The organism is Amorphus sp. 3PC139-8 (assembly GCF_040750475.1).
GTDB lineage: Bacteria > Pseudomonadota > Alphaproteobacteria > Rhizobiales > Amorphaceae > Amorphus.
In genome coordinates, this window is the sequence record NZ_JABJVY010000002.1 from 206,068 (window position 1) to 217,737 (window position 11,670).

Below are 11,670 nucleotides of genomic sequence, written 5' to 3' on the forward strand. Positions count from 1 at the left end.
TCGTTTGGCGGAAGGTGTGATGGTTGAGACGGATGGAAAGGCTCACGGGACGCAGGCGATCCGGCGTGCGGCGGGAATGCTGCGCTTCGTGGCGAGCGGATCGGGCGCCGGCGTCAGCCTGAACGACGTCTCCAAGGCGATGGAGCTGTCGCGATCCACCGCGCATCGCATCCTGAAATGCCTGGTGGAAGAGGGGCTCCTGGAGACCGATGAGACCGGCCGGCGCTACCGGGTCGGCGCGCTGACCTACGAGCTGGGGCTGGCGGCGAGCGGCCGCCGTCTGGAGGTGCTGCGTTGGCGCGACACGGTCGACCGTTTGGGCCGAGAGACCGGGGCGACGATGTACCTGATGGGGCGGACGGGTTTGGACTCCGTCTGCCTCTACAAGGCGGACGGCACGGGGGTGGTCCGGGTGTTCCCCGTGGAAGTCGGCCAGCGCCGTCCGCTTGGGGTGGGGGCTGGCGCGACGGCGCTGCTTGCGGGGGCGCCCGACGATGAGGTGGATCGGATCCTGGCGGCGATCGCGCCGGAGCTCGGAGCCTATCCATCCATCACGGCGGAGACGATCCGGGCGGATATTGCGAAGGCGCGCCGCACCGGCGTTGCCGAGAGCCTCGGCCAGGTGGTGTCGGAAGCCTACGGCTTGGGCGTTGCGATTCCGTCGGGGCAGGGCGCAGGAACGCTGGCGCTGAGCCTTGCGGCGCATCGCTCGCTTGCGGTTCCCGAGCGCACGGCGGTGTGGAAGCGGCTGCTTCTGGAGGCGGCCCGTACCCCGCACCAGGAAGGCGCCGTCGACGTTCATAACGACCTCTAAGGGCGGCGTTCGCCAGACGCAGTTGCCCGGAACACGCGCAAATCACTGATAAGGGGCAGCTTCATGAAGGAAGCCTGGGAAGACGCCTACACCATGCTGCGGTTTGAGCGCCGTGGCCGGATATTGACCATCGTTCTCGACGATCCGGAGCGGCTGAATGCCGTAAACCCGGCGATGCATCACGAGTTGGCGCGGGTCTTCCTCGATGCGGCCGACGATGCCGGCAGCGACATTATCGTCCTGACCGGTGCGGGCCGGGCCTTTTCCGCCGGTGGCGATCTTGTGCGGATGAAGGAGGTGGCGCGCGCGCCGGCGACCTTCCTTTCCGATCTGCCGTCGGCCAAGCGGGTCATTTTCTCGCTGCTCGATCTTGAAAAGCCGATCGTCGCCCGGATCAACGGCCCCGCCGTCGGCCTTGGCGCCACGCTGGCGCTTTGCTGCGACGTCTCCTTCATGGCCGACACGGCGAAGATCGGCGATCCGCACGTGGCGGCCGGGCTCGTCGCCGGCGACGGGGGTGCTGCGATTTGGCCGCAGCTCGTCGGTTTCGCGCGCGCGAAGGAATATCTCATGACCGGCGATCTTCTGGATGGATCGACGGCGGAGAAGATCGGGCTCGTCAATCACTGCGTGCCGGCCGGCGAGCTCGACCAGCATGTCGATGCCTTCTGCGATCGGCTGGCCGCGGGCGCGACCCGTGCCATCCGTTGGACCAAGACGGTCGCCAACGCCGAACTGAAGCGGATCGCCGGCGCCGCCCTCGATGCCGGTCTCGCCTACGAGGCGCTGAGCGTTCACTCCAAGGACCATGGCGAGGCGGTGGACGCGTTTTTGGAAAAGCGCCGTCCTAACTTCACTGGAGAGTAGTTCTGGGCGATCGGGATGCGTCTCCCATAATATGAGAGTTTCTGAATTTCAGCCTTGGTTGGGCGGATGGGCGCGTTTCGGCGGAGAGCGGGGTTTTCCCGAAACAATATCGGAAAACTGGGAATTTTCAGTCCGTCTTGATGCGATAGGGGCGCGCATCTGCTCCGGATTAATGTCCTGAAATATGGACATCGATCCTCAATGTGGTAGGGGTGGTGGAAAGGCTCAGGCCGTCCGATGGAACGTTCGCGCGGGGCGGTCGTCACAAGAGTCGTCGGGGGATGCCCACGTGAAATTCGAGCTGAGCGACGAGGATCATGCGTTTCGGGCCGCCGCTCGGGCGTGGCTGGTGGAGAACGTGCCGTCCGAACCGGCGCCTCATGACGGCCAGCCGGCTCGGGAGTTTGCCCTGTCCTGGTTGCGGCGCCGGCATGCGGCCGGTTGGTCCGGGATCGCCTGGCCGAAGGCCTATGGCGGGCTCGGTCTTTCCTATGAGCGTCAGATCGCCTGGCATGAAGAGAGCGTGATCGCCGGTGCCCCGAGCCCGCTCGATCCGACCTTCGTCAGCGTCAATCATGCCGGTCCCACCCTGATTGCCTGTGGTACCGAGGAGCAGAAGGCATTTCACCTGCCGAAGATCCTTTCGGGCGAGGTGGTCTGGTGCCAGGGCTTTTCCGAACCGGATTCCGGTTCGGATCTGGCAAGTCTGCGGACGTTCGGCCGGGTCGAGGGCGATCATCTCATCGTCAACGGGCAGAAGATCTGGTCGACCTACGCCGACATCGCCGACTATCAGGAATTGCTCATTCGCACCGAGCCGGGATCGGAGCGCCAGGCCGGTCTGAGCTGGGTCATCTGCGATATGTCCGCGCCGGGCATCACGGTGCAACCGATCGGCAACATCGCCGGTGCGCACCATTTCGCGCAGGTCTTCTACGACGATGTGCGCATTCCCCTCTCCAACGTCGTCGGCGGTCTCAACAACGGCTGGAAGACGGCGATGACGACGCTCGGTTTCGAGCGCGCAACGGCCGCGACAGCACTGCAAATCGAGCTTTCGGCGAAAGTGGAAGCGCTTCTCAGATTTGCCGAGGTGCAGGGCGATGGCGGCTTTGCGCACGAGCTTGCCTCTGCGCGCGCAGAGGCGGCGGCGTTGCGCGCGCTAACCTACCGCACGCTCTTCAAAGATCCGACGACGCCGTTCGACGGGTCGATGGTTCGGCTCTTCTTCGCCGAGCTCGCCCAGCGCATCCACCGGCTGGGCATGCAGCTTTACGGCCCGGAAAATGCCGACTGCGACCGGCTTTCCGGCTGGGTTTACGCCTATCTGGAGGCCTTCAGCGAGACGATCGCCGGCGGCACGGCGGAGATCCAGCGCAACATCATCGGCGAGCGTATCCTCGGCCTGCCGCGTGGAGGAAACCGGTGACGATCGACCTCAACCTTGCCGAAGAGCAGCGCCAGATCGTCGGATCGCTCCGCGAGATGCTGGCGGACCGGTTCCCGGTGGCGCGGCTGCGCGACACCGCGCGCCATACTCAGCAGGACCGCTTCGCGCTGGCCGCCGTCGCCGAATTCGGCGCGATTGGGCTGGCGCGTCCTGATGAGGAGGGCGGGCTCGGCCTCTCCATCGTGGAGGAGGTGTTGGTTCATGTGGAGCTCGGCCGCGCGCTGGTCTCTCCAGGGGCGCTCGCTGCCGGCGTAGCGGTCCGGATCGCCTCGGCTGCGGGGCTTCCCGACCTGGCGGACACCCTGTCGGAGGGGAGCCGGCGCGCTTGTCTTGCCAACGCGGTCGGGGCGCTCGACATGGACGCGCCCGAAGGGGCGGCCCTTCTCTTGTTCGATTGGCAGGACTGCGACGCGGCCGTGGTGTGGACCGAGGCGGGCGCGCTTCTGCTCGACCCGCGAAAGCTGGAGATTTCGCCCTGTTCCGCGACCGACCGGACCGTGAGCGCGGGCCGTGCCGTCCTCGTCGGAGATGCCGTCCTGGCGGGCGTCTCGGCGAAGGATGTGCCGGTCGCTCGCCTGGCGCAATTGCTGGTCTCCGCCCAGCTTCTGGGCATCTGCGAGGCGACCCGCGACATGGCGGTCGACTATGCCAAGGTGCGCACCCAGTTCGGCCAGCCGATCGGGGCCTTCCAGGCGGTCAAGCACCATTGCGCCAACATGGCGATCAATGCGGAAGTCCTGTCGGCGCAGCTCCTGTTCGCGGCGATTGCCGAACGCGACGGCTGGGAGGACGCGCCGTTCCAGTCCGGGGCTGCATGTCAGCTCGCCGCGCGTCACGCGATCGCCAATGCGTCCGCGACGATCCAGGTCCACGGCGGCATCGGCTTCAGCGATGAATGCGATGCCCACCTGTTTCTGCTGCGGGCCAATCTGCTGGAAATGATCGGTGGCCCTCCGCGCCGCACGGAGGCGGCGTTCCTGCGCACGCCGTTCCCGCAATTCGCCTCGAGCGGCCCGGATCTTGGGGCTGCGAGGGCGTTCGGATAGGGCCGCCCTCTCGGCTCCTCTTGGAGCAAGGTCGGCAGTCGGTGGGGCTTCGAAGGCGCGAGGCCGCCAAAAAGACCGGTGGAATGTAATCCGCCTGGGTCGCTCTGCAGCATTGTCCCTGCTGCTATTCCTTGAAACGGCTATTTGTCGACGCACGAGCTCGGCATGCGACTCGACGCGGCAAGCGAGGCGTCCGAAACAGCATGAGCAAAGGAGGAGCAGACACCATGGACCTGAACAGAGTGCTCGCCGAGGTCGATGCGCGGGAAGGTGAGCTGGTCGACCTCCTCTGTAAGCTGATTGCGTTCGAGACGCCTGCGCCGCCTGCGCGCAACACCGCCGGCGTTCAGCGCTTTGTCGCCGATCGCTTGGCGGCGATGGGCTTTGCGATCGACATGTGGGATGTCTACCCGAACGACCCCAACGTCGTCGGCACGCTTAAGGGCGCGCACGGCGACAGCCACAAGAGCTTGATCATCAACGGTCATGTTGACGTCGCCGAGGTGAGCCCGGAGGAGGCCTGGGCGACCGGGCCGTTCCAGCCATTCGTGAAGGATGGGGCCGTGATCGGCCGCGGCGCGGCGGATATGAAGGGTGGCGTCGCCGGTGCGCTCTTTGCCCTCAAACTCCTGCGCGACGCTGGCGTTGCGTTTCCCGGCGACGTCATCTTTGAATCGGTGATCGGCGAAGAGGTCGGCGAGGCCGGCACGTTGCAATGCTGCAAGCGCGGTTACACTGCCGATCTCGCCCTCGTCGTCGACACCTCCGATCTGCACATCCAGGGGCAGGGCGGCGTGATCACCGGTTGGATCACGGTGAAAAGCCCGCAGACCTTCCACGACGGCACCCGGCGCAACATGATCCACGCCGGCGGTGGGCTTGTCGGGGCGAGCGCCATCGAGAAGATGATGAAGATCATCGCGGGTCTCCAGGAGCTGGAGCGTCACTGGGCCATCACCAAGAGCTTTCCAGGTTGTCCGCCCGGCACCACAACGATCAACCCGGCGGTGATCGAGGGCGGCCGCCACGCCGCTTTCATCGCCGACGAGTGCCGGTTGTGGATCACCGTGCATTTCTATCCCGATGAGACCCATCAGCAGGTCGTGGAGGAGATCGAGACCCACATTCGCGCAGTGGCGGCCGCCGATATCTGGCTGCGCGACAACCCGCCGACCTTCGAATGGGGCGGCACTTCGATGATCGAGGATCGGGGCGAAATCTTTCCGTCGCTGAACGTCGATCCCGACCATCCCGGCATCAAGCTTCTGTCCGCCACCCATGAAGGCGTGTTCGGGACGCCGCCGGAGCTGGACGTCTCGCCCTCGGTAACCGATGGCGGCTGGATGGGGGATGCTGGCATTCCGGCAGCGATCTACGGACCGGGCGAACTCCAGCATGCCCATTCGGTCAACGAGCAGGTCTCGATCGAGCAGTTGAAGAGCTACACCAAGGTGCTGGTGCGTTTTATCCACGACTGGTCGAACACGCCGCGAGATTGATCGTCCGTGTCGTCGCCGGGTGCGCCGAGCCCGCCGTCTCTACGTCATATGGTCGGTTCGGCCGGCTTGCGCACGGCGCCCCAAAGCGCCTGATCTGGGTCGGCAAGGCCGGCGGCACCCTTCGATCAGGGGTTGGATCTATTTGCCGGCGAAACGCTCTATGCGGTGGAGCGCGGGGCCGTGAGATAGGTCATCACGACATCGACCGCATGGGCGCGGCGTTGCGCCAGCCATTCGGCCTCGCCGAGATCGCGTTGGAACATCGCGGACAGCGTGTGGCGCTGGGCAAGATGCGTGATGCACAGCGATAGAATCGTCACGTACATCTGAGCCGGATCGATATAGATTTTGAACACGCCGCTTTTCAGGCCGCGGGCGAGAAGGTCGTCGATGGCTTCCACCAGCGGCAGCGTCGTGTCGGAGACCATGGGGAGCTTTCGCGCGAACCGGCCGCACGCCATGTTCTCATTGCGGATGATCGCCACGAAGTCCGGATTGTCGCGGAGATAGTCGAAGGTAAACTCGACGAGCCGCCGGATTCCCTCTTCGGGCAATAGGGTGGTCAGGTCGAGCTGCTGCTCCATCGCCCGGATCCCGGCGTAGGTGTCCTCTAGCGCCGCAAGATAGAGCTCTTCCTTGCCGCCGAAATAGCGGTAGATCATCTGCACATTGGCTTCCGAAGCGCGCGAGATCTGATCGATCCTGGCGCCGCTCAGCCCATGCTCTGCAAAGGCGTGGCGAGCCGCGTCGAGAATGCGCCGGCGCGTCGCTTCGGCATCTCGCTTGTGAGGCGCCCGCCGGGACGGCTTGGTCTTTTGGGTCGTCACGTAATCCGTATCCTTCGTGGTCGACACTACTCTTAGCTTTATTCCGCTTTTCATTGAATCGCGGAATGGGGCTAAGTCTTTGTTTTGACGCGTTTCCGGACGCCGAGTCGGCTTTGGTCCACAGGGGCTGCGCGCTCGGGCGGAGAGAGACCTCGCCCGTCACGACTCTGCTGGCAAGTCTTTGCCGTTTCAGGCGCCGGAGCGTTCGTCTTCGTGAGCCCATAGCCTTTTGCGCCTTCTGGCGCCCGCCGATGCCTGCAATTGAGGCACGTGGCGTCTGATTGAACATCGCTGATTTGCGTACGACGGTTTCCGCCCGCCGCCGATAGAAACACGACCGTGCAAATACGTATGTAAAAATTTGCTTACACGCTGGCTTTCTTCCCTGTCGAGCATCTTCGATCCAGGTACGGCGCGCATTTTGGCCCGGCCGTTGCACACGTCTCTCTGGCTGGCAGGTGCGATTGCGCCTGTGGGCATCAATCCGAAAGGGGAGAGCAGACATGAAGACACTCTTGAGGCTCAGAATGTTGCCGGCCGCAGTCGGCATGTCCATCGCCGCACTCGGCCTCGCCGGGGCGGCAGGCACGGTGCAGGCCGCCGACCCAATCAAGTTGGGTCATGTCGCTGCTCTCTCGGGCGCATCGGCACAGTCGGGTGAGGCGATCACCCGAGGCCTGCAGATCGCCATCGATGAAATCAATGAGTCCGGCGGTCTTCTCGATGGCCGCATGATCGAGCTCATCCAGCGCGACGATGAATCCAAGCCCCCGAAAGGCCTGATTGCCGCGCGCGAGCTTATCTTCAACGAGGATGTCGCGGCGTTCTTCGGCGGTATCGACTCCCCCGTGTCGCTCGCCATCGCACCGCTCGCCAACCAGGAAAAGACACCCTTTATAGGCGTATGGGCCGCTGCGACCGGCATTACCCGCAATGGGGCGGACCCGAACTACGTCTTCCGGGTTTCCGCGATCGATACCCTCGTCGACGTCAAGCTCCTGGACTATGCCGATAAGAAGTTCGGTGCTTCCAAGGTCGGTCTGATGCTGATCAACAATCCTTGGGGGGAGTCGAACGAAAAGGGTCTGACGGCGGCTGATGAGGAGAACGACGCCGTCGAGATCGTCGGCATCGAGAAGTTCGAGGGAGCCGACGTCGATATGACGCCGCAGCTGACTCGCCTCAAGGAGGCGGGTGCCGAGGCGATCATTCTCGTGGTCAATGCCCCGCCCGGCGCGCAGATGATGAAATCGCGCGAGCGCATGGGATGGGACGTTCCGGTGGTGTCCCATTGGGGGATCTCCGGCGGCCGCTTTCCCGAGCTGGCCGGACCGACGGCTGGAGACGCGCACTTCGTGCAGACCTACTCCTTCTTCGGAGACCAGGGCGAGGTTGGCACTTCGGTGCTTGAGAAGCTCAAGGCGAAATATCCGGAGATCAAAGGGCCCGAGGACGTGTTCTCGCCGGTTGGCACCGCCAACGCCTATGATGCGATGCATCTCCTCGCAATGGCGATCGAGCAGGCCGGCTCTACCGATGGCGATGCCATACGTCAGGCGCTGGAAGACCTCCAAGGCTCCTATCCCGGTCTGATCAAGACCTACGAGAGCCCGTTCTCCGCCGACAATCACGACGCGCTCGGACCGAACGACTACGTCATGGTCCACTACGAGGGCGACAAGGTCGTTCCGACCGAGTGATGCGAGACTTGGCCGGGCGACAGTCAGCGCCCGGCCGCCGTCCGTCTTCGCGACCCGTCAGGCGTCAAATGGAACCCTCATGCTTTTCCTCTCGGCACTGATCACGGGCCTCGGGCTTGGCAGCATGTATGGTCTGCTCGCGCTGGGCTTCTATGTGACCTACGTCGTCTCAAAGACGGTCAACTTCGCGCAGGGCTCCACCATGATGCTCGGCGCGGTGTTGTGTTTCACCTTTTGGGTGACGTTCGGCTGGCCCGCGCCGCTTGCCATCGCGATCGCCCTGATCGGCTGCGCCCTTTGGGGGGTCGCGGTCGAGCGCATCGCTGTGCGGCCCTTCGTGCGACGTCGGTCCGAAGCCTGGCTGATGGCAACGGTCGCGCTCGGCATCGTGCTCGACAACATCGTTCTGTTCACATTCGGCCGCGATCCGCGCGGCATGCCGCCGACGCCTCTCGTCACCGACTCGTTTCTGATCGCAGGGGTCCGGGTTCAGCCTCAACAGGTGCTCATTCCGCTGGTGGGGGTTGGGCTCGCCATCGTGTTCAGCGTGTTCTCCAGGCGGACACGCCACGGGCTTGCCATGCTGGCCGTCGTTCAGAACGAGGGGGCGGCCCGGCTGATGGGGATCAACGTGGGGGTCGCGGTCTCGGCCGCGTTCGCCATGTCGGGCTTCTTCGCGGGTGTGGCCGGCATCCTGATTGCGCCCCTATTCACCATTTCGTCGACCATGGGGACCTTGTTTGGCATCAAGGCCTTCGCCGTCGCGATTCTCGGTGGAATCACAAATCCCTGGGGCGTGATGTGCGCGGGATTGCTCTACGGCGTCGCCGAAGCACTGATCACGGCGACTTTCGGCTCGACCTACACCCAGATTACGGCCTTCTCGCTGGTGATCGTGGCGCTCGCGCTGCGGCCGGAAGGGCTGTTCGGACGAGCGAGCGTCAAGAAGGTATGAAGCTCTCCTCTTTCATCTCCGGCGGTGGTCTCGTCGCGCTGGCGCTGGTCGCGATCTTCAGCGGCAACGGATATCAACTCTACATCCTCTCGCTGGTGGGGCTGACGGCGGTCGTCGGCATTGGTCTCAATATTCTTGTCGGCATGTCGGGCCAGATCTCGCTCGGCCACGTCGCCTTCTATGCGATCGGTTCGTACACGGTCGCGATCCTGACGGTCGATCACGGCGTCAGCTTTTGGGTCGCGCTGCCAATCGCGGGGCTGCTCGCGGGCCTGGCGGGTGGCCTGCTCTCGGTGCCGGCGCTGCGGGTTCGGGGGCCGTATCTGGCGATGATCACCATCGCCTTCGGCTTCATCGTCGAGCAGAGCGCGGCGGAGCTGGACGAGCTCACCGGCGGCTGGAATGGCATCATGGGCATCCGTCCGCCTCAGCTTTTCGGCCTTGGTTTCAGCCAGCGCGAGATTGCGATCCTGGTGCTGGTACTGATGCTGATCTCGCTCTTTGTCTACGCGCTCATCAGCAAGAGCCCTTGGGGCAAGGCGCTCAGGGCTCTCCGCGATTCCGAAGTCGCCGCGCAGTCGATCGGCCTCAATCCGATCCGGCTGCGTTGCGTCGCCTTCGCGCTGTCAGCCGTCTTCGCCGGCATCGCGGGCGGCGTCTACGGGACTATGAGCGGCTTCATCAGTCCGGAGAGCTTTCCGTTTTTCGAATCCATCCTCTTCCTGCTGGTGGTGATGATCGGTGGCGCCGACACGATCCTCGGACCGGTGATCGGCGCGGTGATCGTGGTGCTGCTTCCGGAGGTCTTCTCCTCGCTTGCCGAGTATCGCCTGCTTTTCGTCGGCATCCTGCTGTTGGTCGTGTTGCGCCTGGCGCCGCGCGGCATTGTCGGCAGCGTGCTTGCCCGTTGGCGCCGCTACCGGCCCGATGGCGGTTCCAAAGTCGCCGGCGAGCCGGCTTTCCCGGGGCGCAATGGGCGCGGGCGGCGGCTCGACGTCGAGGATGTCTCGATTTCTTTCGGTGGCGTGAAGGCGGTGCAGGGGCTGAGCCTCTCCGCGGAGCCGGGACGCATAACGAGCATCATCGGCCCCAACGGGGCGGGCAAGACGACCGCGCTCAACCTGATTGCGGGGTATTACACGCCGGACAGTGGTCGGGTGATGCTGGGTGACGAGAACCTGACCGGGCTTCCATCGCATCAGGTGGCTCGTGCGGGTGTCGCGCGGACATACCAGACGACGCAGCTTTTCGAGCATATGAGCGTGCTCGACAACCTCCTGATGGCGATGGTGCGCGGGCGCGTTACGGCGAGCGATCTCGGCGTGTCGCTGGAAACGTCTGAGCGACGTCGCAAGGCGGAAAGCCTGCTGGCCTTCGTCGGCTATCGCGGCGATATCCGCGCGCTCGCCGGTGCGCTCGCCCATATCGACAAGCGTCTCGTCGAGATCGCCCGGGCGTTGTCCTTCGATCCCGAAATCGTGCTGCTCGACGAGCCGGCGGCCGGTCTGGGCGAGGAGGACACCGCCCATGTCGCGAGGCTTTTGCAGCAGCTTGCCGAAGCCGGCATCACGGTCATCCTGATCGAGCATGACATGAGTCTCGTGATGGGAATCTCAGATCATGTGCTCGTGCTCGATTCAGGGCGTAAGATCTCCGAGGGCAAGCCGGACCTCGTGCGCAAGGACCCGATGGTGCTTGCGGCCTATCTCGGCGAAGGCGTGGAGGCGATGCCGGTCCGCGCTGTGTCGGAACGTCGGGGCAAGGTTGCTTTTGCTGTCGAGGGGCTGACCGCCTCCTATGGCGCGAGCGAAGTCCTTCACGGCCTCGATCTGAGCGTCTCTACCGGCGAGCTCGTGGCGGTTCTGGGTGCCAACGGAGCCGGAAAGTCGACTCTGATGCGGGCCGTTAGCGGGCTGCACAGGCCCGTCGGGGGCCGGATCGTGTTTCAGGGCGAGGACATCCAGGCTGTGCCTGCGAACCGGATCGCGCGTCGGGGGCTGGTGCTGGTGCCGGAGGGGCGGCAGGTCTTCCCGGAGCTCACCGTCGTCCAGAATATCCGCCTTGGTGCCTATGGTCGCCAACCGGCCGACCTGGATGAGCAGGTCGAACGGATGCTCGACCGTTTTCCGCGCTTGCGCGAACGCCAGGGTCAGCGCGCGGGGCTGCTTTCGGGCGGCGAGCAGCAGATGCTGGCGATCGCGCGCGGTCTCGTTGCCAGACCCGAGGTGCTTCTTCTCGACGAACCGTCGCTCGGTCTGGCGCCGGCCCTGATCCAGGAACTCTACACAATCCTCGCCGAGCTACGGGATGCAGGTGCGACCATCCTTCTGGTCGACCAGATGGCGGAGATGGCACTCGCCATCGCGGACCGCGCCTATGTGCTCTCGTCCGGCACCATCGTCGCCGGCGGAACGCCGACGGAAATCCGCGATAGCCGGCTTCTTGAGGAGGCCTATTTGGGCAGCGCGTCGGCCGCGGTGTCCTGAGCGATTGCGCGAGAACATCGGAAGCG

At 64.6% G+C, this 11,670-nt stretch carries 9 protein-coding genes; 8 read left to right on the top strand and 1 reads right to left on the bottom strand.

From position 1 onward, the window contains the following. The first annotated feature begins 19 nt into the window (after nucleotides 1–19). From HNS03_RS03340 to HNS03_RS03360, 5 genes are all read left to right on the top strand, one after another. Nucleotides 20–814 (top strand): IclR family transcriptional regulator, encoded by a 795-nt coding sequence (locus HNS03_RS03340; RefSeq protein WP_367193076.1) that lies wholly within the window; start codon nucleotides 20–22, stop codon nucleotides 812–814. 63 nt (nucleotides 815–877) lie between these two features. Then, nucleotides 878–1,681, top strand: coding sequence for an enoyl-CoA hydratase/isomerase family protein (locus tag HNS03_RS03345; RefSeq protein WP_367193077.1), 804 nt, complete (start codon nucleotides 878–880; stop codon nucleotides 1,679–1,681). A 289-nt stretch (nucleotides 1,682–1,970) separates the two neighbouring features. Next, nucleotides 1,971–3,110: an acyl-CoA dehydrogenase family protein gene (locus HNS03_RS03350; protein WP_367193078.1), complete on the top strand. Its 1,140-nt coding sequence runs from the start codon at nucleotides 1,971–1,973 to the stop codon at nucleotides 3,108–3,110. Continuing rightward, entirely contained in the window at nucleotides 3,107–4,177 is a 1,071-nt protein-coding gene (locus HNS03_RS03355) for an acyl-CoA dehydrogenase family protein (RefSeq protein WP_367193080.1), read from the top strand. Before HNS03_RS03350 ends, HNS03_RS03355 begins: the two co-directional genes overlap by 4 nt. Before the next feature lie 227 nt (nucleotides 4,178–4,404). Beyond that, the gene (locus HNS03_RS03360) at nucleotides 4,405–5,676 is read left to right on the top strand and encodes an acetylornithine deacetylase (RefSeq protein ID WP_367193081.1); all 1,272 of its coding nucleotides are present in this window, start codon (nucleotides 4,405–4,407) and stop codon (nucleotides 5,674–5,676) included. Between the two features lie 158 nt (nucleotides 5,677–5,834). On the opposite strand, the gene HNS03_RS03365 is transcribed toward HNS03_RS03360, so the two are convergent. Next, a complete protein-coding gene (locus HNS03_RS03365) occupies nucleotides 5,835–6,503 on the bottom strand; it encodes a TetR/AcrR family transcriptional regulator (protein ID WP_367193083.1) in 669 nt (222 codons plus the stop codon). 503 nt (nucleotides 6,504–7,006) lie between these two features. Between HNS03_RS03365 and HNS03_RS03370 the strand changes: the two genes are divergently transcribed. The 3 genes from HNS03_RS03370 to HNS03_RS03380 all read left to right on the top strand — a co-directional run bounded on the left by HNS03_RS03370 (nucleotide 7,007) and on the right by HNS03_RS03380 (nucleotide 11,644). Next, complete coding sequence (locus HNS03_RS03370) at nucleotides 7,007–8,203, top strand: ABC transporter substrate-binding protein (protein WP_367193085.1); 1,197 nt, start codon at nucleotides 7,007–7,009, stop codon at nucleotides 8,201–8,203. A gap of 79 nt (nucleotides 8,204–8,282) precedes the next feature. Next, the gene (locus HNS03_RS03375) at nucleotides 8,283–9,158 is read left to right on the top strand and encodes a branched-chain amino acid ABC transporter permease (RefSeq protein WP_367193086.1); all 876 of its coding nucleotides are present in this window, start codon (nucleotides 8,283–8,285) and stop codon (nucleotides 9,156–9,158) included. Beyond that, entirely contained in the window at nucleotides 9,155–11,644 is a 2,490-nt protein-coding gene (locus HNS03_RS03380) for an ATP-binding cassette domain-containing protein (RefSeq protein WP_367193088.1), read from the top strand. The genes HNS03_RS03375 and HNS03_RS03380 overlap by 4 nt, the downstream gene beginning before the upstream one ends. The last annotated feature ends 26 nt before the right edge of the window (nucleotides 11,645–11,670 follow it).

Bases quoted from the DNA above. Each gene is read 5' to 3' on its own strand.
- HNS03_RS03370 (WP_367193085.1), top strand. From the start codon at position 7,007: ATGAAGACACTCTTGAGGCTCAGAATGTTGCCGGCCGCAGTCGGCATG.
- HNS03_RS03340 (WP_367193076.1), top strand. From the start codon at position 20: ATGGTTGAGACGGATGGAAAGGCTCACGGGACGCAGGCGATCCGGCGT.
- HNS03_RS03345 (WP_367193077.1), top strand. From the start codon at position 878: ATGAAGGAAGCCTGGGAAGACGCCTACACCATGCTGCGGTTTGAGCGC.
- HNS03_RS03380 (WP_367193088.1), top strand. From the start codon at position 9,155: ATGAAGCTCTCCTCTTTCATCTCCGGCGGTGGTCTCGTCGCGCTGGCG.
- HNS03_RS03360 (WP_367193081.1), top strand. From the start codon at position 4,405: ATGGACCTGAACAGAGTGCTCGCCGAGGTCGATGCGCGGGAAGGTGAG.
- HNS03_RS03375 (WP_367193086.1), top strand. From the start codon at position 8,283: ATGCTTTTCCTCTCGGCACTGATCACGGGCCTCGGGCTTGGCAGCATG.